This is a genomic window from Rubrilithobacter danxiaensis (genome assembly GCF_047272945.1).
Classification (GTDB): Bacteria; Bacteroidota; Bacteroidia; order Sphingobacteriales; family Sphingobacteriaceae; genus Rubrolithibacter; species Rubrolithibacter danxiaensis.
In genome coordinates, this window is sequence record NZ_JBKOPS010000001.1 from 392,594 (window position 1) to 418,049 (window position 25,456).

The window sequence follows — 25,456 nt, forward strand, 5'->3', positions numbered from 1 at the left end:
TATCTCCTAATACCCTAATACCTGCATATGTCTCAATCCTACATCGCCGTACTGGATCTTGGCACGAATACCTTCCATTTGCTCATCGCTGAAGTATCTTCAGAACATCCGGAACTGGTTTTCCAGGAAACAGTTGCAGTAAAACTTGGCGAAGGCGGAATAACTGCAGGAGTAATTACAGAGGCTGCTTTTGAAAGAGGAAAAAAAACGCTGAAGCATTTTTCACAAATTATAAAAAAATTTAAAGCAGACCATATACGGGCCGCCGGAACCGCAGCGCTCCGATCTGCGGCTAACGGGAAACAGTTTATACAAGAAGTAAAGGAAGAAACCGGAATAGAAATAGAGATAATTGATGGCGACCGTGAAGCGGAACTGATTTATAAAGGCGTGAGACAAGCTGTAAAAATAGAAGCAAGCGCACTTATTATGGATATTGGAGGCGGGAGCGTTGAATTCATTATTTGCAATGCAGAGTCTCTTATCTGGAAAAAAAGCTATCCGGCAGGTGCTGTCCGGTTAATGGCACTTTTCCACAAATCCGATCCCATTTCAGATTCAGATATTCAACAAACAGAACTTTACCTTAAACAGCTGCTTACCGACTTAAAGATCGCTTGCGATAAATTCAATCCGAAAATTCTTATAGGTTCAGCCGGAGCGTTTGAAACATTTGCAGAATTAATTACAGAAAAACTTGGGTTACCAGACCTCCACAACAACAGAAAAGAATTTAGCTTTTCAAAACACCAGTTTAACCTGATAGCCGATTATCTATTTCGGAGTACGCACCAGCAACGCGAACAAAACCCGCGTATTATCCCCGTAAGGGTAGATATGATAATTACCGCTACCATTTTAACGCGTTTTGTTTTAAATGAATTTGAGATTGATCAGACAAAAGTTTCTTACTATGCTCTTAAAGAGGGCCTATTATTCGACGTTATTGAAAAAATCTGAATTCCTCTACCAAACTGACTTCCAAAACTTTTCCTTCTTTCTTATATAACTTTCGCAATACGTATTTCGTACAAGAGCCATTTACATTTTAACTGAATGTTCTCAATAAAATCTTATTCATCTTCTCAGCAGGCCTTGAAAAGAAAAATTTCTGTATTTATCCTTCTGATTTTAGTATTCAGCACTGGTTTTATACAGGCGCAAACGCTAAATAAATTTAAACATATCTCTATTGAGGATGGCTTGTCGGAATTAAATGTAAGAACCATTTGCCAGGACAAATATGGATTTATGTGGTTTGGAACCCGTGACGGATTAAACAGATACGACGGCAAGAAATTTAAAATCTACAAGAATAATCCTGGTGATCCTCATAGTTTAAGTAATAACTTCATTCTTTCTACCACTATTGATTCGAAAGGAACGCTTTGGGTTGGAACAATTGCCGGATTAAACAAATACGACAGGGATAAAGACAGGTTTGCATCTTTTAAAGCAAACAGCAAGGATAAAAACAGCCTTTCGAATAATTCCGTAAACACTATTCTGGAAGACAGTTACGGCAATCTGTGGGTTGGAACCTCGAACGGATTGAATTTATTAGATAAAAAAACAGGAAAATTCATATCCTATTTTAATGAAGTAAATAAGCCGCAAAGCATCAGCGATAATCATATTATAACACTGTACGAAGACAGTGGACGAAACTTATGGATAGGAACGCTGCACGGAGGATTAAACCTTCTTAACAGGAAAACAAACAGCTTTACACATTATCAATTCAATCCCAAAGACAATAAATCTGTTAGTGCAAATTACATTGGTGCGATTTTCGAAGACAGCAAACACAGGCTGTGGGTTGGTACACGCGGAGAAGGCTTAAACCTGTTTGACAGGAAAACCAATACGTTTACACATTACAAACACGACGACCTTAACCCGAACAGTTTATGTAATGATATCCTTTATTCAATAATCGAAGATGAAGGTAAATTATGGATCGGTTCAGAAAATGGTGGCTTAAGCATCTTCGATCCGGATAATAATAAATTTATAAACTATCGTAAAGACGATATTGACCGTACAAGTTTAACAAGCAATACCATTTACACCATCTTTAAAGACACTGACGACAATTTATGGCTGGGAACCTACAGCGGAGGAGCTAACTTTTACAATAGAAGCGCCAATAAAATACGTCACTATAAACACACATCTTCGCCGCAGAGCCTTAACAATAATATTATTTTAAGTATCCACGAAGATTCTGAAGACAACCTTTGGGTTGCTACCGATGGTGGCGGACTAAACTTGTTTGATCGCAAAACAAGTGATTTTACTCATTTTGTACATAAGCCGGGAGATAAAAGCACCATTTGCGGCAATTACGTACTAACGGTTAAAGAAGACAGCGACAAAAATATCTGGATTGGAACCTGGGGAGACGGCATCACAGTAATGGGGCCGGACAAAAAAGTAAAAAAATATTTCAAACACGATCCTAATGACCCGAACAGCCTGAGCGGAAATAATGTTTATTTCATTACCGAAACAAAAGATAAAAATATCTGGATAGCCACTTTCGATAATGGCTTAAATATGTATGATAAAAAGACAGGAAAGTTTATCCGTTTTGAAAAAGACATCCGTAATCCACAAAGCCTGGGAAGCGAATCTATTTATACCATTTTTGAAGACAGCAAAGAAAACTTATGGGTTGGCACCTATAACGGAGGACTTGAATTATTGGACCGCAAGTCAAAGACTTTTAAAAAATTCCTTCACAGTTCTAAGCCCGGAAGCATCAGCGATAACAGCGTAAACTGCATATTCGAAGATAGCAAAGGAAATTTATGGGCGGGCACATACACCGGCCTCAACTTGTTGAACCAGAAAAACGGAACTTTTAAAACCTATACCACTAAGAACGGATTACCCGGCGAGATTATTTTTTCAATTCTGGAAGACAACCAGGGCTACCTCTGGATAGCTACTAATAAAGGGATTTCTCAATTCTCACCAAAAACGCAATCATTCAAAAACTATTCGGTGGAAGACGGATTGCAGGATAATGAGTTCAAATCAAATGCTGCTATGAAAAGTCGTTCAGGCGCATTGTACTTTGGCGGAGTTAACGGCTTTAATGAGTTCTATCCCGAAAAAATCTCCAAACAGGTACTTAATCCTCACATAGCCATCACGGATTTCCAGATCTTTAATAAGAGCGTGGAAATTGCCCTGAATGAAGAAGATCCTTCCCCATTAAAGAAAAATATTATCGAAACAAAAGAGATAACATTAAGCTACAGGCAATCCGTTATTTCTTTTGAATTCGCCTCTTTAAATTACACCTATCAGAATAAAATTAAATATGCTTATAAGCTGGAAGGATTTGATACCGACTGGAATAAAGTAGATAACCAGCGTACGGCTACTTATACCAACCTTAACCCCGGTACGTATATTTTTAAAGTAAAAGCTACCAAAAGCAATGGCGAATGGTCGGAAAAAACCGCGGAGATTAAAATAACGATTGTTCCTCCATTCTGGCTTACCTGGTGGTTTAAAGGCATCATCACACTCGTTATTATCGGATGCTCCTATTCTTTTTACATAGGCAGAATGAACCGGATAAAAAGGCAAAAAGCCGAGCTTGAACACCAGGTTCAGCTTCGTACAGAAGAAGTTGTTCAGCAATCGGAAGAGCTGAAATCACAGGCAGATCATTTACAGTCCCTTAATGAAGAACTGCAGGTACAATCGGAAGAGCTCCAGATGCAATCCGAAGAACTGCAGGCTTTAAACGAAGAGCTGGATACTCAACGGCTTGAAGCTGAAAATGCAATGAAAGAAGCTGAAAAAGCGAATCAGGCAAAATCTATCTTCCTTGCTACCATGAGTCATGAGATACGTACACCGATGAACGGAGTTATAGGGATGGCCTCACTGCTTGCTGAAACTCCGCTTAATTCTGAGCAGGAAGAATATGTTAAAATAATTAATACAAGCGGCGATGCCTTGCTTACTGTAATAAATGACATTCTTGACTTTTCCAAGATCGAATCGGGCAACATGGAAATTGAACCGCATGATTTTGATCTTCGTAAATGTATTGAGGATGTGATGGATGTTTTTTCAGGTAAAGCGGCTCAGTTAGGAATTGACCTCGTTTATCAGATCGATCACCGTCTTCCGGTAATGATAACTGCAGATAGCTTACGACTTCGCCAGATTCTTATCAATTTAGTAAGCAATGCGCTGAAGTTTACCCAGCAGGGAGAAGTATTTGTAAGTGTAACGCTTGAAAAGTCAACTGCTACCAGCATGGAAATATCCTTTCATGTAAAAGATACAGGTATTGGAATTCCGGAAGATAAACTTTCACGTTTATTTAAAGCCTTCTCTCAGGTTGATTCATCTACCACAAGAAAATATGGTGGTACCGGCCTGGGGCTGGCAATCAGCGAACGCCTGGTTAAACTGATGGAAGGCTCCATCTGGGTAGAAAGTAAAGAAGGACATGGAACTACCTTCAGTTTCAGTATAAATTGTCAGGCTGCTCAACATTCGCTCCGTCAGTACGCAAACTTTGATACCAGCGGAAATGAAGGTAAAAGCATCCTGATTGTTGATGATAATCTTACCAATTTAACCATATTAAAAACCCAGCTGGAACTTTGGAAATTAGTACCGGTAATGGCAACTTCGGGTAAAGAAGCGCTTGAACTTCTTTCATCGAATGCAAAATATGATCTGGTTATAGCGGATATGCAGATGCCTGAAATGGACGGCATAGCGCTGGCAAAGGAAATTAAACATAAAGAACCGGCACTTTCCATTATTCTGCTTAGCTCGGTAGGCGATGAAAGTCGTTCGAAATACCCGCACCTGTTCAGTTCGGTACTAACAAAGCCGGTTAAACAGAACCAGCTTTTCAAAGTAGTTCAAATGGAATTAAAGCAGAAAGGCCAGGCCGGGCAGTTGGAAGACATAAAGAAGAAAGCGATTCTTTCTGAAGATTTTGCACAAACGCATCCTCTAAATATCCTGATCGCAGAAGACAATCTTATCAATCAAAAGCTTGCTACACGAATACTGAATAAGTTAGGCTACGAACCGCAGATAGCAAACAACGGTAAAGAAGCTGTAGAAATGCTTCAGCAACATCCCTTTGATATCATTTTCATGGATATGCTAATGCCCGAAATGGACGGACTTGAAGCAACACGCCTTATAAGAAAAGATTCAGTTAACCAACCTCAAATTGTCGCCATGACCGCTAACGCCCTTCCCGAAGACCGCGAAGAATGCTTAAAAGCAGGTATGAACGACTATATTTCAAAACCAATAAAACTGGAAGAACTGGTAGAGATATTACGAAAAATAGCTTTACTGGTTAGTGAAAAGAAATAAGGGAATTTCTTAAAAATAAAAAGGCGAGTTGCCCCGCCTTAAATGTTTTCACAACGGAATAATCCTTATTGTGATTTGCTTTGATTTGTATCTCAAAGGAAAACTTTTTATCTTGAAATTCCAAATTTCACAATATGAAAAAAGTTTTAGGACTGGATTTAGGTACAAACTCGATTGGATGGGCACTTGTTGAGCAGGATTTTGAGAATAAGCAAGGGAATATTTTAGGGATGGGGAGCCGGATTATTCCGATGAGCCAAGATATTAAAGATGAATTTGGCAAAGGCAATTCCATATCTCAAACAGCAGATAGAACCAAATTTAGAGGAGTCCGCAGATTACGCGAACGTCATTTATTAAGACGCGAACGTTTACATAGAACTTTAAATGTATTAGGTTTTCTACCTGAACATTATAGCAGTCAAATTGATTTTGAGCACCGCTTAGGGAAGTTTTTAGAGGAAAAAGAGCCCAAATTAGTTTATGACAATAAGGATTTCATCTTCAAAAAGTCTTTTGAGGAAATGCTGGAAGATTTTAGACAGCACCAGCCAGGACTTTTGAATCGAAAAAACAAAAAGGGAGATGATGCAAAAATCCCTTATGACTGGACGATTTATTATCTCCGCAAAAAAGCACTTACTCAAATAATAGAAAAGGAAGAGCTGGCTTGGATTATCTTAAACTTCAATCAAAAACGCGGTTATTATCAATTACGTGGAGAGGAAGAAGAAGAAAATCCAAATAAATCAGTTAAATTTTATTCATTGAAAATAATGGATGTCACTGCCGATGAAAAGCCTAATGCTAAAGGAGAAACATGGTATTCGCTGCATTTAGAAAAAGGCTGGATTTATCGGCGGGCGAGCAAAACACCTTTGTTTGATTGGAAAGATAAAGTCAGAGATTTTATTGTTACAACTGATTTAAACGATGACGGGACAGTAAAAACCGATAAAGAAGGTGCAGAGAAGCGCAGCTTCAGAGCACCCGGCGAGGAGGATTGGACATTAATCAAGAAAAAAACAGAACAAGAAATTGACAAGTCTGATAAAACAGCCGGGGCATACATTTATGACACACTGCTGCTGCATCCTAGTCAAAAAATTAAAGGAAAATTAGTTCAAACTATTGAGCGCAAGTTTTATAAAGAAGAATTAAAAGCTATTCTTAAGAAACAAATAGAACTTCAACCTAAGCTTTTTACAAATGATTTGTACAATGATTGTATTCGGGAATTGTACCGGAATAATGAAGCACATCAAACAACTTTGAGCCAGAAGGACTTTGTCCATCTATTCGTGGAAGATATTATATTCTATCAGCGCCCATTGCGCAGTCAAAAATCCTCTATCGGCAACTGTTCTTTAGAGTTCAGAAAGTACAAAGACGAAAATGGCATCGAAAAAACAGAATACTTGAAAGCCATTCCGAAATCACATCCGTTGTACCAGGAGTTTCGCTTGTGGCAATGGTTATACAATCTAAAAATCTATAAGAAAGAGGATGATTCGGATGTAACAGGGCAATTCATAAAGGAGAAAGAAGAGCTTGTTAATCTTTTTGATTTTTTAATGTCGCAAAGGGAAGTTGACCATAAGGATATTATAAAACATCTGTTGGTTTCTTCTCAGGTGAAAGGAAAAGCATTAAATGCTGAGATTGCCAAATATCGCTGGAATTATGTTTATGACACTGTAAAGGATGAATCAAAAAAATACCCTTGCAATGAAACCGGTTATGAGATTAGAAGAAGGCTAAGTAAAGTTGAAAAAGTTCCTGCCGATTTTTTAACACCAAAAATTGAGCAGCGACTTTGGCATCTTATTTATTCCATAAGGGATAAAATCGAATTTGAAAAAGCATTAAAGTCTTTTGCCAATGAACACAAATTGGACGAAGCCTCTTTTGTTGAGAATTTCAGAAAGTTCCCTCCTTTTAAAAGTGAATACGGTTCGTTTTCCGAAAAAGCCATTAAGAAACTGCTGCCGTTAATGCGGATTGGAAAATATTGGAACTGGGATAAAATTGATAATAAAACGAAAAATAGAATCAGCAAAATTATCACAGGCGAGTACGATGAAGAAATGAAAAATCGTGTTCGCGAAAAGGCTGTTCATTTAACAGAAGAAGAAGATTTTCAGGGATTGCCATTGTGGCTGGCTCAATATATTGTTTACGATAGACATTCGGAAGCCGGCATTGCGGGAAAGTGGAACTCTGTTGCGGATTTAGAGAAATATCTCGAAGAATTCAAACAGCATTCTCTGCGTAATCCAATTGTAGAACAAGTGGTTACTGAAACATTACGTGTAGTAAAAGATATTTGGGAGCAATATGGAAACGGCTCAAAAGATTTCTTTAAAGAAATTCATATTGAACTGGGACGTGAAATGAAAAATACGGCGGAAGACCGTAAGAGAATTACCAATCAAATCACAGAAAATGAAAACACCAATCTTCGTATTAAAGCATTATTAACTGAGTTATTAAACGACAGCAACGTAGAAAATGTCCGGCCTTTTTCACCCATACAGCAAGAGGCATTGAAGATTTATGAAGACGGTGTATTGAATTCTGATGTGGAAGTTCCAGAGGATATTTTAAAAATCAGTAAAACTGCACAGCCTGCTAAATCCGAATTGCAGCGATACAAACTGTGGCTGGAACAAAAATACCGTTCGCCTTATACTGGAGAAATTATTCCGCTGAATAAACTATTTACCTCCGAATATGAAATTGAGCATATTATTCCACAAGCCCGATATTTTGATGACAGCTTCAGCAATAAAGTAATTTGTGAATCAGCCATAAACAAGTTAAAAGACAAACAACTGGGTTTTGAATTTATCAAAAATTATCACGGAACCACTATCGAAACAGGATTCGGACGAACCGTAAAGGTATTTGAAGAAGAAGCCTATCAAGAGTTTGTAAAAGGGCATTACGCTAAAAATCGTTCTAAGAAAACTAAGCTCTTATTAGATGAGATTCCGGACAAAATGATTGAGAGACAGATGAATGACACCCGTTATATCAGCAAATTTATTTCCAATATATTATCCAATATTGTTCGGGAAGATAAAAATGACGATGGCCTTAATTCAAAAAATGTATTGCCGGGAAATGGAAAAATTACATCAACATTGAAGCAGGATTGGGGATTAAACGATGTTTGGAACGATTTGATTTTGCCCCGTTTTGAACGAATGAATCAACTTACGAACAGTAAAGTTTTCACTGTCTGGAACGAAAACTACCAAAAGTTCTTACCAGCAATTCCATTAGAATATTCAAAAGGCTTTTCCAAAAAGCGTATTGACCATAGGCATCATGCATTGGATGCATTAGTCATTGCCTGTGCAACAAGAGACCACGTCAATTTACTAAATAATCAATCTGCAAAATCCGAATCAAAACGATTTGATTTACAGAATAAGTTGAGAAGAAAAGAACCATACTTCAATCAAAAAGAAAACAGGCAAAAAGAGGCGTTTAAAGAATTTTTAAAACCTTGGGACAATTTCACACTTGACGCAAGAGAAGCTCTAGAAAAAATCGTGGTGAGCTTTAAACAAAATCTTCGTGTCATCAATAAGACAACAAACAAGTATGAAAAGCTTGTTGAAAAAAATGGAAAAATTAGTAAGGAATTAGTACCTCAAATCAAAGGCGATAGCTGGGCTATTCGCAAACCGATGCATAAGGATTTTGTTTATGGAACAGTGGATTTGCCAAGAGTAAAATTAGGAAAAGGTAAATTTATAACAGCTATCCGGAAAACCTTAGATACTACTTTTGATGAGAAACGTATAGAAAGCATCACTGATACAGGTATTCAAAAGATTTTAATTAATCATTTGGAAAAATATAAAAGAAGGTTGGATGAGAGAGGAGATGAAATTCCACCTGAAAGCTTAGCTTTTACTCCTTTGGGAATTGAGGATATGAATAAAAACATTAAAGTTCTGAATGGAGGTAAATTTCATCAACCCATATATAAAGTTCGTGTTTTTGAAATAGGCAGCCGTTTTGCTTTAGGGCAAACGAGCAATAAAAAAACTAAGTATGTAGAAGCTAAGGATGGTACAAACTTATACTTTGCTATTTATATTGATGAAAAAGAAAATCGGAACTTTGAATCCATACCTTTAAATATTATTATTGAACGTCAAAAGCAAGGTGAAAACTCGGTGCCTGAAAAAAAAGTAATAGAGGACAAAGGGCAAAAAAAAGAATTGAATTTATTTTTTCACCTGTCACCAAATGATTTAATATATATTCCAACGGTAGAAGAGCGAGAAACTTTATTGAGAATTGATTTTTCCAATTTGACAAAAGAGCAAATGAAAAGGATCTACAATGTGAATGACTTTTCTACCACTTGCTATTTTAAACCCAATTATATTGCAAAAGCAATTGTACCAAAAGAGGTTGATATGAACTACAATAAGCAGAAAAACAAAATAACAGGTTCATACGACACAAAAACGGCGAGTTTTGATGGTGAACAAATTAAAGACATATGCATTAAATTAAAAGTGGATAGGTTAGGAAATATTTCAAAAGCTTAAAATGATTAAACGCACTCTTCATTTTAGCAACCCGGCCTATTTAAACCTAAAAGACAACCAATTATCCATAGACCTGCCGCATCTAAAAGTCTTAGGCGAAAAAGAATCAAAGAAAAGTGTTCCGATAGAAGATGTCGGAATTATCCTGCTTGACCATAAGCAGATAACGATTACCCATTCCTGTATCGCTGCCCTGCTTCAGAATAATGCGGTTCTAATTACCTGCGACGACAGCCACCATCCTACCGGGATGATGCTCCCCCTGGATGGGCATGATACGCAGAGCGAGCGCTTCCGTTATCAGATTGATGCTTCCCTCCCACTGAAAAAGCAGTTATGGCAGCAGACTGTGCAGGCTAAAATACTGAACCAGGCAGCAGTACTGGCTGAACGCGGCATTCCATACGATAATATGCTGTACTGGGCAAAGTCGGTCCGTTCCGGTGACCCCGATAATTACGAAGGCCGGGCTGCTGCTTATTACTGGAAAAATGTCTTTCCAAAAAAGATTGAGTTTTTCCGCGGGCGGGAAGGTGACCCGCCCAACAATCTGCTGAATTATGGTTACGCAATCTTGAGGGCCATTACAGCCCGGGGGTTAGTATGTTCAGGGCTTCTTCCAACTTTGGGAATACACCATCGCAATAAATATAATGCCTACTGCCTTGCTGATGATATTATGGAACCGTACCGCCCTTATGTTGACCAGATTGTTTTAGGTATTATTGACCGGGGAGAAAACTTCCTGGAACTGGGCACCTCCATCAAATCACAACTCCTGAGCATTGCCAGTGTAGACGTGAAATTTGAGAAGAACCGGAGTCCCCTAATGGTCGGCATGCAGACAACTACAGCTTCCCTGGCCAAATGTTATGAAGGTACTGCCCGAAGAATAAACTATCCAATTATCAAGCAACTGGAGCTTCGCAGGAATTATAACGTGCAGCATACAGATGAAGCGATAAGTATGGCTGCCGATGGTGCGGATTCTTATGAGAAGAACGTGGAAGATGAATCCGAACTTCCCTTTTAAATCATGCGTTTAAATGAATACCGTATTTTGTGGATCTTAGTATTTTTCGACCTTCCTACTGAAACTAAAAAAGACCGGCAGATCTATTCGAAATTCAGGAAAGATATTATGAAAGACGGATTTGCTATGTTCCAGTTTTCCATTTACCTGCGCCATTGCAGCAGCCGGGAAAATGCGGATGTACATATTAAACGGGTAAAAAAGATGCTGCCACCTAAAGGACATGTGGGGATAATGACCATCACAGATAAGCAGTTTGGCATGATGGAATTATTTTACGGGAAAGAGGAAAAAGAATTACCTTCCACACCTCAACAACTTGAATTGTTTTAAAAGAAGTTCGATTTGGAACGTATCAGAAAGAAATTTTAAGAATTAAAAATCCGGAAGCCATTTTACGCAACCGGATTTTTTTAATTCTAATTTTGTCTTTAACGAGTTCTTTTTCAGTTCGATAAGCCAAGGTATGTTGTGGCTAATATCGCAAAGAACAAATCTGAAAGCAAATCACAACGAACTTTTACCGGAGCTTCTTTATAGATCAGTTGTGGCTAATATCGCAAAGAACAAATCTGAAAGCAAATCACAACTGATTCTACCGCCGGGACAAATGGGATAAAGTTGTGGCTAATATCGCAAAGAACAAATCTGAAAGCAAATCACAACTATGCCTCGTAAACCAAAAAAGCATCCTCTGTTGTGGCTAATATCGCAAAGAACAAATCTGAAAGCAAATCACAACCGTTATAGATCCTGTAATTCTTTACGCTGTGTTGTGGCTAATATCGCAAAGAACAAATCTGAAAGCAAATCACAACAACAGCACCCATAACCTGCAATTTACCGTGGTTGTGGCTAATATCGCAAAGAACAAATCTGAAAGCAAATCACAACTTAAAGACATGGCAGCACCTTCAACAGCTTGTTGTGGCTAATATCGCAAAGAACAAATCTGAAAGCAAATCACAACCCCCCTATCCAGTAACGGTAAATTACAATGTTGTGGCTAATATCGCAAAGAACAAATCTGAAAGCAAATCACAACCAAACTTGGATTTCTCCTGATTCCAAAACTGTTGTGGCTAATATCGCAAAGAACAAATCTGAAAGCAAATCACAACTATGCCCAAAAATAGTCCATTTTCAACTAAGTTGTGGCTAATATCGCAAAGAACAAATCTGAAAGCAAATCACAACTAACCATGCCTCAACCACATCACGCTTATTGTTGTGGCTAATATCGCAAAGAACAAATCTGAAAGCAAATCACAACCATTGGGTTCTCCAGGCCTGTGATTCGGAGTTGTGGCTAATATCGCAAAGAACAAATCTGAAAGCAAATCACAACAAAATGGTGGGTGACGTGCAAATACTGAAAGTTGTGGCTAATATCGCAAAGAACAAATCTGAAAGCAAATCACAACAAAATGGTGGGTGACGTGCAAATACTGAAAGTTGTGGCTAATATCGCAAAGAACAAATCTGAAAGCAAATCACAACAGTTGAGATAGTGTTTCATAAATGGAAGAGTTGTGGCTAATATCGCAAAGAACAAATCTGAAAGCAAATCACAACTACAGCAGCGAGGTTTTGTGGCTTCCATCCGTTGTGGCTAATATCGCAAAGAACAAATCTGAAAGCAAATCACAACTATAATCATCTGTATAAGAGAATCGCGGGAGTTGTGGCTAATATCGCAAAGAACAAATCTGAAAGCAAATCACAACGAGCGCCAAAATGGGTTGTTACTACAATTGTTGTGGCTAATATCGCAAAGAACAAATCTGAAAGCAAATCACAACTACAACTTCCACTTTTCCCAAAGAGAATAAGTTGTGGCTAATATCGCAAAGAACAAATCTGAAAGCAAATCACAACAAGTTCAGCGCCTACCTTTTTAGTATTTGTGTTGTGGCTAATATCGCAAAGAACAAATCTGAAAGCAAATCACAACCTTCGGACATGGCACTGTAGACCTCTTTCGTTGTGGCTAATATCGCAAAGAACAAATCTGAAAGCAAATCACAACACGGGTTTTATCATCCTGAAAACGGATGCGGTTGTGGCTAATATCGCAAAGAACAAATCTGAAAGCAAATCACAACAAGAAGAAGAAAGCTCTTATGTGAATTTAAGTTGTGGCTAATATCGCAAAGAACAAATCTGAAAGCAAATCACAACAAAACCCGGCGATAAAATTTTAGACACACAGTTGTGGCTAATATCGCAAAGAACAAATCTGAAAGCAAATCACAACGTTTACATTGAGATTTCCTTTGAAATTATGTTGTGGCTAATATCGCAAAGAACAAATCTGAAAGCAAATCACAACGCTTCCGTAATAATTGAAACGGCTGATTCGTTGTGGCTAATATCGCAAAGAACAAATCTGAAAGCAAATCACAACGACACTCAAAAAGTAAGCACGTTAGAAAATGTTGTGGCTAATATCGCAAAGAACAAATCTGAAAGCAAATCACAACAGTTTGTCGAGTTCAGACTTAAATGTTGCCGTTGTGGCTAATATCGCAAAGAACAAATCTGAAAGCAAATCACAACACTAAAACATTAAATGTAAGCTTATGGGGCGTTGTGGCTAATATCGCAAAGAACAAATCTGAAAGCAAATCACAACCGAAGCCTGCAAAGAATTGCACGAAGATGGTTGTGGCTAATATCGCAAAGAACAAATCTGAAAGCAAATCACAACGGTTAAGGATCTCGGTTAAAGATCCTTAACGTTGTGGCTAATATCGCAAAGAACAAATCTGAAAGCAAATCACAACGGCAGCTGGAAAGATGGCCTTTTTAAATCCGTTGTGGCTAATATCGCAAAGAACAAATCTGAAAGCAAATCACAACAGTCGGACTTTTAGGTTTTGTAATTTGGTTGTTGTGGCTAATATCGCAAAGAACAAATCTGAAAGCAAATCACAACATAGCGGCGTTTATGATTTCTGCGTCCGGGTTGTGGCTAATATCGCAAAGAACAAATCTGAAAGCAAATCACAACAGGAAGCTATTGTAATTGTAGTTCCTTGATGTTGTGGCTAATATCGCAAAGAACAAATCTGAAAGCAAATCACAACATCATTACTCTTTCTGCGTCTTCCCTTGTAGTTGTGGCTAATATCGCAAAGAACAAATCTGAAAGCAAATCACAACTGTGGTTGACTTCCGGCAATCACTGTTTGTGTTGTGGCTAATATCGCAAAGAACAAATCTGAAAGCAAATCACAACGTGGTTGACTTCCGGCAATCACTGTTTGTCGTTGTGGCTAATATCGCAAAGAACAAATCTGAAAGCAAATCACAACAACTCCCTCCCTCAGGTAAATAAACAGGCTGTTGTGGCTAATATCGCAAAGAACAAATCTGAAAGCAAATCACAACAGCCTGTTAACCAGAATGGATGGCGCAATCGTTGTGGCTAATATCGCAAAGAACAAATCTGAAAGCAAATCACAACAGGTGTGGAAGATATGAGCGTTAAGTCAGCGTTGTGGCTAATATCGCAAAGAACAAATCTGAAAGCAAATCACAACTATAATCAGGCGCTGACAAAGGTAAGCCTAGTTGTGGCTAATATCGCAAAGAACAAATCTGAAAGCAAATCACAACAGAAACATACTAAGGAGGAACTAAGACATGGTTGTGGCTAATATCGCAAAGAACAAATCTGAAAGCAAATCACAACCACTTTCTTGTTTGCTTCTACCAAATCAAGTTGTGGCTAATATCGCAAAGAACAAATCTGAAAGCAAATCACAACAGGGTGTTCTTTTCAGGCTATATTTCCCGGGTTGTGGCTAATATCGCAAAGAACAAATCTGAAAGCAAATCACAACAAAACGTGACATTTGGTAGAAGTCCATTAGGTTGTGGCTAATATCGCAAAGAACAAATCTGAAAGCAAATCACAACGATCTGTTGCCGATAGGTTTGAAAACTGGGGTTGTGGCTAATATCGCAAAGAACAAATCTGAAAGCAAATCACAACTGATAGCTCTAATTTCATATCTTGAGGTTAGTTGTGGCTAATATCGCAAAGAACAAATCTGAAAGCAAATCACAACACCTGTGAACATTTCTATTTCTTTTTTTCGTTGTGGCTAATATCGCAAAGAACAAATCTGAAAGCAAATCACAACTATATTTGAATATAGCAAATTAAAAAATGTGTTGTGGCTAATATCGCAAAGAACAAATCTGAAAGCAAATCACAACTACCGTTGTTGCGTTAAAGACTGTTGGTTCGTTGTGGCTAATATCGCAAAGAACAAATCTGAAAGCAAATCACAACAGCGATTGAATCTCCCTGTTTAAATACCAAGTTGTGGCTAATATCGCAAAGAACAAATCTGAAAGCAAATCACAACTTTTATGAGGTACGAATAAAATCAAAAAAGGTTGTGGCTAATATCGCAAAGAACAAATCTGAAAGCAAATCACAACTTGTTTGCCACTGATGTCTGCAAAAAGCGGGGTTGTGGCTAATATCGCAAAGAACAAATCTGAAAGCAAATCACAACTTATGCCGATGAGCATATCCCTGTCAGATCGTTGTGGCTAATATCGCAAAGAACAAATCTGAAAGCAAATCACAACATTTGGGGTGTCGTGACGTGGTGTTGTTGTGTTGTGGCTAATATCGCAAAGAACAAATCTGAAAGCAAATCACAACTACAGATAGCAGGCTACTTTTCTAAAGATCGTTGTGGCTAATATCGCAAAGAACAAATCTGAAAGCAAATCACAACACGATAAAGGGCCAATGACATTAACGCCGGGTTGTGGCTAATATCGCAAAGAACAAATCTGAAAGCAAATCACAACTACGGCTCGGAACTCAAAGCTAAAGGCAAAGTTGTGGCTAATATCGCAAAGAACAAATCTGAAAGCAAATCACAACTTCTGCAAAAACGTTCATTAACTATTCAACGCCCGTTTTAAGGCCATAATATATCCCAAATGCAGGCCCTCATGTACTGCTACAAAGCGGATTGCATCCTCAATACTATTTAATTCCACTCCATAGCTGGTAGGATAGCTTGTATAAGATGAAAAGATTTTATCGGCATAATCTTTTTCAAGATCCTGCAAAGTACTTACAGCAAGTTCCTGAAGTGAGGTATATTCACTTTGGTGGATAAAACTTTCGGGCTTTGTTCCTTTCCTGTACTTTGTAAAAACTTCCATATCTACCTTTGCCGTATTACCCGAAAGTTGATAGCATAAAGCCTGCTGACTTCCAATGATATGGCCCAAATGCCAGATAAGATTGTTATTAAAATTAGCCGGAATCCGGTTTACCTCTTCAATTGAAAGGCCCGACAAAACATTCAGAAAGTTTTTCCTTGTTTGAGTTAGTATGTTGAAGTAGTTATCCATAAGTTTTTCTTGCGAAGATAAATTTTTGAACCTTTAATAAATCCTAAAAAATAAAAAGGGGATAAATATGACATATTTATCCCTAAAAATGGTTAGCAAGGGTAAGTTAATGGTGATGCTCAGAAGCGGTGTTGACGGCAGGTGCAGGGCTCTCCTTTAAATTTAATGCATACAAATACCCGTCGGCACTGCCAAAAAACGCAGTTCCGGCAACAATTGCCGGAGAGGAAACAATAGGCCCCAGCTGATAAAGTTCATTCATTACTTCAACACTCGTCTGGTATAAAGAAGCATCTCTGGTACCTGCAACAAAACTGAAATCAATATTTCCTTCTTTATTTAGGATTTCCGAGGCATATTTCTTTCTTCCCGCTGTAGCAAACTCATCCTGTCTTTCGCCGCTATTCAGGTTTAATGCATAAAGCTTGCCTGTATAATCACCAAAATAAAGGGCATTACCTGCAATTGCAGGCGATGAATATAAATAGCCATTGGCTTTAAAGTGGTATTTTTCCTTACCGGTTTTAGCGTCGAGTGCTAAAAAAAGAAAAGAATCAGAAGTGCCGAAATAAACGATCCTATCTTTAACAGCAGCCGTATTTACTACCCAGGATCCGTTTGCTGAATATTTCCAGACAAGCTTTCCGCTACCGGCATCTAAAGCGTAAAAATAGCCGTCTCTTGATCCAAAATAAATAGCACCATCATCGTAAGCAGGAGAAGATTCTATACCTTCCATTAAATGATATTGCGGGTCATCACCAGTCTTAAACTTCCATTTCTCTTTGCCTGTATATGCATCCAACGCATACATATAAGTATCCCAACTGCCGAAATAAAGCGTATTATCAGCTAAAGCGGGACTTGAGCGGACAATTCCGTTGGTCTTAAATTTCCATTTTAATTCTCCGCTTTCTGCATCGAGAGCATACATATTACCGTCGCTGCTGCCGAAATAAACTGTGAGATGTTTATCGTCTTTATTAATTACCGGGGATGAAAGGAAATAATCATACAAATCCTCCATATACATATCGGCAGGTTTCATTGTCCAATAAGCTTTTCCGCCAACTTTCTTCTCGCCTCCGGTTTTAAATTTCCATTTCTCTTTTCCTGTTTTGGTATCCAGGGCATAGTAATACCCGTCGTAACTTCCAAAATACACGGTATTTTTAAACACAGCAGGAGAAGAGTGAACAGCACCTCCGGTTTTAAACCTCCACAAAAGGTTACCGTTTTCTACATCAATAGCATATAAATTCTTATCCTCACTTCCAACATAGACAACACCTTCAAACACAGCAGGAGAAGAAAAAATTTTACCAGCCGTTTTAAATTTCCAGCTTAAGCCGTTAAAGCCCTGGTAATTTTTAGACGGATATATGCCGCAATGCGTCTCACATCCATGAAACATTGCCCATTGCACTGAATAATTTTGTGAAAAAGCCGCAGAAGTACTGAAAATGCTTAGCAGCAGAAGCATGAATTTAACTTTCATCTGTTCATTTTTTCTTAAAGTAACAGAACAAGGTTCCGCACTGCAAGTAAAAACTGACAAGAGGCGCATTAGACGGGACAAGAAGCATTTTTATTGCTATAAGAAGAAATTACTCTAATATTTTTTCGAGGGATGATTTGTAGTTGCGGCTTAATTTTAGCTTAGTTCCGTCTTTGAGCAGAATATAAGAATCTCCATGCAGGTAAGGTTCAATTATTTCGATATGGTCTATATTTACAATATGTGATTTATGGATACGAGCAAATTTTTCCGGATCTAAAAGATCTGAAAGCTGTTTAAAAGTATAATTTGCTGTTCTGCTTTCCGAACCTGTATAAAGCCTTACAAAATTCCCTTCGCTTTCAATAAAGGAAATTGTATCTACAGGCACAAAACTGATCTTACCGTTATTTTTAGCCAAAAGCCTCTTTTTATAAGCTGCCTTTACCGATGGCTGCAACAACGCAAGCAAGGCTTCTGCCTGCTGTATTTTTAACTGATTCGTGCTGCTACGGATCTGCACCCTTGCCTTATCGAGGCTTGCATAAAAACGTTCGTCATCGTAGGGCTTCAATAAATAATCTACCGCTGATTTTTCAAAAGCTTTTAAAGCGTATTGATCAAAGGCTGTTACAAAAATAAAAGCCGGGCAATATTCCTTGCTAACTGTTTCCAATACCTCAAACCCGTTTAGTTCAGGCATTTGAATATCCAGAAATACAAGGTCAGGTTTCAACTGTATAATTGCAGCGGCAGTTTCGTTTCCATCGCAACAGCTTGCCAAAACATCTATGTCTTCTTTTCCCGAAAGCAAGGTTTCAATGGAAGTTCGTGCAGCCGGCTCGTCATCCGCAATCACTATTGAAATTTTTTTATTGGTAAACACAGTCGTACATTAAGTTAAAGGAATTTTTAATACAGCTTTTACTCCCCCGTTCTCATGATTGATGGAAAAACAACTCCCACTCCCGTAAATTTCATTCAATCGTGAAGTTACATTCATTAATCCGATACCACCATTGCTGCCCGAATCTATAAATAAGTTCCCCTCATTAAAAACGCTTAGAGTTAAGTAATTTTCCTGCACTACTGCCTCAATTATCAGTTGCGAGGCATTGCTCTGTTTTGCAATACCGTGTTTTATGGCATTTTCAACAAGTGGCTGTAAAATAAAATGGGGCACCGGTTTGTTAAGGCATTCGTTACTGATATTCTTAATTATTTTGAGCCGGCCTTCAAAACGAATAGCTTCTATGGCAAGATACAGGTCAATAAACTCAAGTTCTTTTTTTAAGGCAACTATTAATTCTGTATCTGAATACAATGTGGAGCGTAAAAAATCGCCCAGCCGGGAAGTAATCTTAATCGCTTTATCATGTTCAGAAGTTCGTATTAAAGAATTTATTGTATTTAGAGTATTGAAAAGAAAATGCGGACTCAGTTGTAATTTCAATGCTTCCAGCTGTGCTGCCTGAAGCTGATTTCTTAATTCTGTATTCTTTAATTCAACTTTTGCAGTGTGCAGCGCATTCTCTTTGCTTTTGAGATTTACACTGTCGGCAAAAACAACAACGACGATAAAGATATAAATAGCAAGGTCCCAGGCTACTTGCGAGAGATATGAATTTAAATATTCTTTTGCAGAAAACCGGCTGATGCTGGTATCCATAATAAAAGTCATTGCAAAAAGCCGCAAATGAGAAAATAACGATAAAATGCAAAGGGCAGCCAGTACCTGAATTCTCAGGTTTTTCTTCCATTCCGCCGTATCTAAAGGAAACTTCTCATAAATGTACATGATCACCGGAGTAAGTAAGGCGCATAAATACCAGGAAGGCAATTGCCTGATGAAAAGATGGAGCCAGTTTGCATCCGGGTTTCTGAGCTTTTGATTAAGATACATTTGAACAGAAATACTGAAGGCAGCCAAAGTCCATATTCCAAGTATTTTAAACGCTTGTACCGCAGAAATTTTCTTTACAGGAAATTGCATTTATAAATTCAATCAGGATACAAATTAAAAATTAAACACCAGAAGTATCTTTATTTTAAAGAAATTGTTTGTTTAATCGCCTTCAGAAAGTTTACTTTATATATAAAAAGCAGCATTAAAATTATGAAGGCTAAAACTATAAAAGAAACTAATGGAAGAAGACAGTTCCTGCTTAACTTCAGCACCTTCGTTGGAACTTCTTCTTTGCTTATGCTGCCGGGCCTTTCTGTCGCAGAACAGCTGTTCAGGAATAGAAAGGATTATACCGTTAAGGAGATAATTGATCGTATCCTGAAAGAAATCCCCGGAGCGCCGTTTAAACAAACGGTGGATACTTTAAAAACAGGCAATCCAAACCAGGTGGTAAGCGGAATAGTAACAACCACCTTTGCCACTATTGAGGTAATTGAAAAAACGATCAAAGCAGGTGCAAATTTTATCATTGCACACGAACCTACCTTTTACAATCATTTAGATGAAACTGCATGGCTTGAGCAGAATGAAGTATTTGAATATAAAAATGAATTGCTTAAGAAACATAATATTGCTGTTTGGAGGTTTCACGATTACTGGCACGCTAATAACCCGGATGGCATACTAAACGGCTTTTTACAAAGCATGGCGTGGGAAAAACTGTATGACCCTAATCATCCGAATGTTATTACGTTATCTCCTGCTCCATTGACTCAGATAATCGACCGCATTAAAGCGAAATTGTCTATTCCTCATGTAAGAGTAATAGGCGACCGCTCACAGGCCTGCAGCCGTATCGCATTTTCTTTAGGCTCGGCAGGAGGACGATCTCAAATAAGCCTTATCCAGAAAACAAAACCGGATGTTTTAGTTTGCGGTGAAGTTCAGGAGTGGGAAACAAGTGAATTTGTACGGGATGCAAGATTGGCAGGAAAAGATCTTTCATTAATAGTATTGGGACATGCAGTGAGCGAGGAAGAAGGAATGAAAGAGCTTGTAAGATGGCTGCAACCGAAGATACCGGATATAAAAATCATGCATATCCCAGCTAAAAACCCTTTCAGCTGGGATTAAAATTTATTTAAGAAGACTGCTGCTTTGTATAATTTTGCCGCCTCTCCGCTTTATATCTTCCTTTGCTGTTGTAAAAGCTTCGGCATTTATAGGGCGGGTAGCATCTTCTATTATCAGGGTATCAAATCCTTCACCTATAGAGTCCTTTGCAGAATAATAAACACAGTAATCAGCAGCTAACCCGGCTATATATACATGGCGTACTCCTTTTCCCCGGAAGTAGTCGGCAAGGCCGGTCGACCTTAAATAATTATTATCGTAGAACGCGCTGTAACTGTCAATTTCCGGGTTCGTTCCCTTCCTGAAAATGGCTTCTACCCTATTTGTAGAAAGATCCCTACTTATCGCGGCACCGTCCGTTCCCTGAATACAATGGTCGGGCCATAATACCTGGGAGAAATTATTTAACTCGATTATATCAAAAGGATGGCTTCCGGGATGACTGGAGGCAAAACTTTGATGGCCGCAAGGATGCCAGTCCTGACTTGCAACTACGAGGTCAAAATGCTCCTGCAATTTATTACATACAGGAATTATCTCATCTCCTCCGTGAACAGCCAAAGAACCACCGGGAAGAAAATCATTTTGAATATCTATTAGCAATAAAGCTTTCATGGGGTTTGTTTTGAGAAATAATCCGAAGCTTTACTTCTGAATTAAGACTGTGTATAAATCTGAACATGCAGGCGGTTGCAACTGCCCCGAAGGTATGCCAGAGAAAATGTGTACCAACCTGCAGTATTCCCCATTTGTCTGAAATCCGGAAAAATAAAGCAAAACTAAATGAAAGCAAGGCGAATATAACCCATTTACCATGCAGAAAGTTGGTGCGGTAAAGATACACAATTACCGGAACCAAAACCATCAGGGCCATGAAACTATAATTCATATTGTTGGCAAAATGAGAATTGGCATGACTGTAATAATAATTAGTGAAGAATTCAACCGAGAAAAAGGATGCAAACACCAGGACACTTGCTACCGGGCCGCCTAAAATTTTATTCCAGAACCAGCCGCTGGTTAAAAAGCAAAGTATCAGGATTGGCAGCCAATCCAGCGAAATAAAAAAACTGTATTTACGCAGCCCATGGTAAAGAATGCCTCCTATCCCTCCTACCAGTAACACCCAGGTAGCAATGCTTAAAAAAGTATGTTTTACAGAAAATCCTCTCAGTTTATATAGCCAGTACAGTGCCAGGAAAAGAAAGAGAGCAGACGTAATTGCGTTTAAAGGTTCAGGAAAAAGATGTTTTAAATTGGTTTCTGTATAGATCATTCCACCATCGGGTGGCAATATTTTTATTAAAAAAGTATGGGATATCACGCGTAAGCTTTTTGCTAAAGAAACAGCTTATTTCGGAGAATTGTTCAGCTTTCCAAGCAAAAAACGTGTTACTTCATTGAAATAGCGCTTGTTATTATATCCCATTACCCATTGTATTCCTTTAATGGAATTGGTAATAAAAACCTCTTCTGCCTCATTTAAAATATCGGGATTTATCTGCGCTTCTATTACCGGAATCTTACTTTTCTGAGCTAACTGCATTACTACCGAACGCATAACTCCAGCCACACAGCCTTCTGTTAACGCGGGAGTGTAAAGGCTTTTATCGTAAAGCACAAATACATTTGAGCTCATTGTTTCACACAAAAAACCATGGTGATTTAATATAAAAACTTCGTCCAGATTATTTTGAACGCGAAATATTCCTGCAAGCACATATACCAGGGAGTTACACGTTTTAAGATTTGAAAGAGCATTTACCGGTTTAGTAACTTCATCGTATACATCCAAAATAAGCCCTTTCTGATTACTGGTGTAAATAACTTCATCTATTTTACTTACCTCCAAAGCATAGCCGAACTTATTATTTACTGGCGTGTATAAGCCGTCGCCCTCTCTGAAAACCGTCAATCTTACCCGTGCATTCTGCCCAATTTGAGTTCTTTTTAACAGATCCCCTACCTTTTCTCTTAAAAAAAAAGCATCAATTTTTGAATAACCTTCCAGTTTTAAGGTTTTCATACCAAGCTGAAGCCGCTCTGCATGACGGTCGGCAAATTTAAGCTCTCCGTTAATTACACGCATCGATTCAAATAACCCGTCGCCATAGCGAAATGCCCTGTTATTTACGGGTAACACCGGATGATCCGCAGGAAAAATCTCCCCGTTATAATTAATGAGCTGTCTGGGCATGTATGCAATTATTTTATGATGTGCTTAACGTTAAACAGAAGAATTTGTGATAACATATTTACGCCATTTTTCTAAAACTTCGGTAAAGTCCTGAGGAAGTGCAGATTCAAAATGAATATATTTTTTTGTGCCTGGATGAATAAATCCGAGTGACTTTGCATGTAATGCCTGCCGGGGAATAATTTCAAAACAGTTTTCAATAAACTGGCGATATTTAGAAAAAGTGGTTCCCTTAAGTATCTTATCTCCTCCGTACGTGGAGTCATTAAATAAAGGATGCCCGATATGCTTCATATGTGCCCGTATCTGGTGCGTTCGACCCGTTTCAAGCTGGCATTCTATCAGGGTAACATAATTAAAACGTTCTAAAACCTTGTAATGTGTAACAGCCCATTTTCCTTTAGTTTCATCATCATATATAGCCATTACTTTTCTGTCTTTTAAGCTTCTGCCAATATATCCGGTTACGGTGCCATCATCTTCCAGATCTCCCCAAACAAGCGCCTGGTATTTCCGCTCAATGCTATGCTCAAAAAATTGCTTGGCCAAAAAAGCCATTGACCTCTCATTTTTACTTATTACCAGAAGTCCCGAAGTATCTTTATCTATCCGGTGTACCAGGCCCGGCCGTCCGTCATTACCGGGTAATTGCGGCAGTTGCTGAAAGTGATAAACCAGGCCGTTTACCAAAGTTCCGGTATAATTATTATATCCGGGATGTACTACCATTCCGGCAGGTTTATTTACAATCAACAGATCATCGTCTTCAAAAACAATTTCCAAAGCAATATTTTCCGGATACACTTCGGTATCCCGAGGCGGATGCGGCAATACAATGGAGATAACATCGTTGGGTTTTACCTTGTAACTTGCCTTTATTGTTTTCTCATTAACCAGCACATTCCCCGAGTCTATCGCGTTTTGAATACGGTTACGGGATGCATTTTCAATGCGATGCATCAAAAACTTGTCAATACGCAACAAACTTTGCCCTTTATCAACAACCACGCGTAAATGTTCGTACAGGTCTTGTTCTTCAGCTTCTGAAATTTCTGTTTCTTCTGACATTCGGCACAAATATCATTATTCGGGTAAACATTAACAGAAGATTATTGTTAAAATTGCAATCTATTCTACTCTATGATGAAAAACTTTACTAAAAAGGCGGCTGTATTTCTCAATTTTTTTCCTTTCCTCATCAAACAGATTTACTTCAAAGAATAGTATTTTTACTCCATGAAAAGAATACAAAAGATTGTTCAGACAATGCTTATTTTAACAGGCGTTGTATCATGGAGCGCTGCATTTTCTCAAACAAATGTTTCCGATTTAATTAAATCGAGCCCGGCGGATGCCACTAAAATGGCAGAAGCTTATCTTAATCCCTTTTTTAAAGGTTTCGGTTTTGGGTTAAACTCTGGCTGGAACTATACCGCCAAAGCAAAAAATGCCGGCCGCTTTGAATTAAGGGTTGCCTTAACAGGATCGTTAGTTCCTTCAAAGGATAAAACTTTTGATGTGACTACCCTGGGCTTATCTAATTCAATTCAATTGGCAAATGGAGAAAACCCCTTGTCTCCTACTGTTTCAGGAAGCAAAGTTGCGGGTCCGTTAATGAATGTAAAAGATAGTGACGGAAATACATTAGAATCTTTCAATCTTCCTGCAGGCGCAAATCTACCCATAGTTCCCACTGCCCAAATCCAGGGAACAATCGGTTTACCAAAAGGCATTGATCTCACGCTTCGGGGTATACCGGAAGTAAAACTTCCTGATAACGGAGGTGCTATAAATATGATTGGAGGAGGAATTAAATTAGAAATTCTGCCTTTGATTGCCGGAAAAACAGCAAGCAAAGTTTTGCCTTTTGATCTGGCAGTAGCATTAGGGTATACACAGTTTAATTATAAGCTGGATCTGGATGCAAGACCCGTTGGAAATGCACAACCTAAAGACCTGCAGCAGAATACAGATTTCTCGAATCAGCAACTAAAGGCAAAGCTTTCGGGCGTTAATGCAGAAGTTATTTTATCTAAAAAACTGCTTGCCTTTATCCCTTTTGTTAGTGTTGGCTACAATACTTCTAAAACCGATGTGGCATTAAAAGGCAATTATCCTGTTATAACCGACTTTCTCCTGACCGTGCCAACTTATACTACTTACACAGATCCTGTAAAAACCAACAAAACGGATATAAGCGGCTTACGCGGCAATGTCGGTTTCCAGCTAAACCTGGCAGTTTTCCGTCTTTTCGCAGCTTATAGCTTGGGCGAATACAGTTCAGTAAATGCAGGTATTGGTTTAGGATTTGGCAAATAAACTGAATAGTAAGATACAGTAGAGCTCCGTA

15 protein-coding genes and 1 CRISPR repeat array are annotated in these 25,456 nt (G+C 38.4%); of the genes, 7 read left to right on the forward strand and 8 right to left on the reverse strand.

Annotated elements, in window-relative coordinates:
- The first annotated feature begins 27 nt into the window (after positions 1–27).
- The 5 genes from ACLCDL_RS01680 (at position 28) to cas2 (ending at position 11,313) form a co-directional block, all read left to right on the forward strand.
- Positions 28–960 (forward strand): Ppx/GppA phosphatase family protein, encoded by a 933-nt coding sequence (locus tag ACLCDL_RS01680; protein ID WP_423146267.1) that lies wholly within the window; start codon positions 28–30, stop codon positions 958–960.
- A gap of 96 nt (positions 961–1,056) precedes the next feature.
- Positions 1,057–5,373 (forward strand): hybrid sensor histidine kinase/response regulator, encoded by a 4,317-nt coding sequence (locus ACLCDL_RS01685; protein WP_423146268.1) that lies wholly within the window; start codon positions 1,057–1,059, stop codon positions 5,371–5,373.
- A gap of 134 nt (positions 5,374–5,507) precedes the next feature.
- Positions 5,508–9,947: a type II CRISPR RNA-guided endonuclease Cas9 gene (gene cas9 / locus ACLCDL_RS01690; protein ID WP_423146269.1), complete on the forward strand. Its 4,440-nt coding sequence runs from the start codon at positions 5,508–5,510 to the stop codon at positions 9,945–9,947.
- A 1-nt stretch (position 9,948) separates the two neighbouring features.
- Positions 9,949–10,980 carry a type II CRISPR-associated endonuclease Cas1 gene (gene cas1 / locus ACLCDL_RS01695; RefSeq protein WP_423146270.1) on the forward strand — a complete coding sequence of 344 codons (1,032 nt, stop codon included), beginning with the start codon at positions 9,949–9,951 and terminating at the stop codon, positions 10,978–10,980.
- 3 nt (positions 10,981–10,983) lie between these two features.
- Complete coding sequence (cas2, locus tag ACLCDL_RS01700; RefSeq protein ID WP_423146271.1) at positions 10,984–11,313, forward strand: CRISPR-associated endonuclease Cas2; 330 nt, start codon at positions 10,984–10,986, stop codon at positions 11,311–11,313.
- Between the two features lie 135 nt (positions 11,314–11,448).
- Positions 11,449–15,892: direct repeats of the CRISPR family, unit length 46 nt; unit sequence GTTGTGGCTAATATCGCAAAGAACAAATCTGAAAGCAAATCACAAC.
- A gap of 17 nt (positions 15,893–15,909) precedes the next feature.
- Here cas2 and ACLCDL_RS01705 read toward each other — a convergent pair.
- From ACLCDL_RS01705 to ACLCDL_RS01720, 4 genes are all read right to left on the reverse strand, one after another.
- Complete coding sequence (locus ACLCDL_RS01705) at positions 15,910–16,371, reverse strand: DinB family protein (protein WP_423146272.1); 462 nt, start codon at positions 16,369–16,371, stop codon at positions 15,910–15,912.
- A gap of 106 nt (positions 16,372–16,477) precedes the next feature.
- Positions 16,478–17,869 (reverse strand): outer membrane protein assembly factor BamB family protein, encoded by a 1,392-nt coding sequence (locus ACLCDL_RS01710; RefSeq protein WP_423146273.1) that lies wholly within the window; start codon positions 17,867–17,869, stop codon positions 16,478–16,480.
- A gap of 109 nt (positions 17,870–17,978) precedes the next feature.
- Complete coding sequence (locus ACLCDL_RS01715) at positions 17,979–18,755, reverse strand: LytR/AlgR family response regulator transcription factor (RefSeq protein WP_423146274.1); 777 nt, start codon at positions 18,753–18,755, stop codon at positions 17,979–17,981.
- Positions 18,756–18,764: 9 nt separating this feature from the next.
- Entirely contained in the window at positions 18,765–19,862 is a 1,098-nt protein-coding gene (locus tag ACLCDL_RS01720) for a sensor histidine kinase (RefSeq protein ID WP_423146275.1), read from the reverse strand.
- Between the two features lie 123 nt (positions 19,863–19,985).
- Between ACLCDL_RS01720 and ACLCDL_RS01725 the strand changes: the two genes are divergently transcribed.
- Positions 19,986–20,909, forward strand: coding sequence for a Nif3-like dinuclear metal center hexameric protein (locus ACLCDL_RS01725; protein ID WP_423146277.1), 924 nt, complete (start codon positions 19,986–19,988; stop codon positions 20,907–20,909).
- A gap of 3 nt (positions 20,910–20,912) precedes the next feature.
- Here the strand turns inward: ACLCDL_RS01725 and pncA are convergent, their stop codons facing one another.
- Genes pncA through ACLCDL_RS01745 form a run of 4 tightly spaced genes read right to left on the reverse strand, consistent with a single transcriptional unit; the run spans position 20,913 to position 24,174 of the window.
- Entirely contained in the window at positions 20,913–21,524 is a 612-nt protein-coding gene (gene pncA, locus ACLCDL_RS01730; protein ID WP_423146278.1) for a bifunctional nicotinamidase/pyrazinamidase, read from the reverse strand.
- The gene (locus ACLCDL_RS01735) at positions 21,490–22,233 is read right to left on the reverse strand and encodes a hypothetical protein (RefSeq protein ID WP_423146280.1); all 744 of its coding nucleotides are present in this window, start codon (positions 22,231–22,233) and stop codon (positions 21,490–21,492) included. The genes pncA and ACLCDL_RS01735 overlap by 35 nt, the downstream gene beginning before the upstream one ends.
- Positions 22,234–22,260: 27 nt before the next feature.
- Complete coding sequence (locus ACLCDL_RS01740) at positions 22,261–23,106, reverse strand: aminotransferase class IV (protein ID WP_423146282.1); 846 nt, start codon at positions 23,104–23,106, stop codon at positions 22,261–22,263.
- A 30-nt stretch (positions 23,107–23,136) separates the two neighbouring features.
- Positions 23,137–24,174, reverse strand: coding sequence for an RluA family pseudouridine synthase (locus tag ACLCDL_RS01745; RefSeq protein WP_423146283.1), 1,038 nt, complete (start codon positions 24,172–24,174; stop codon positions 23,137–23,139).
- Between the two features lie 168 nt (positions 24,175–24,342).
- Here ACLCDL_RS01745 and ACLCDL_RS01750 point away from each other — a divergent pair, with 168 nt between their 5' ends.
- On the forward strand, positions 24,343–25,425 hold the full coding sequence (locus tag ACLCDL_RS01750; protein ID WP_423146285.1) for a DUF6588 family protein: 1,083 nt from the start codon (positions 24,343–24,345) through the stop codon (positions 25,423–25,425).
- Positions 25,426–25,456 lie beyond the last annotated feature (31 nt).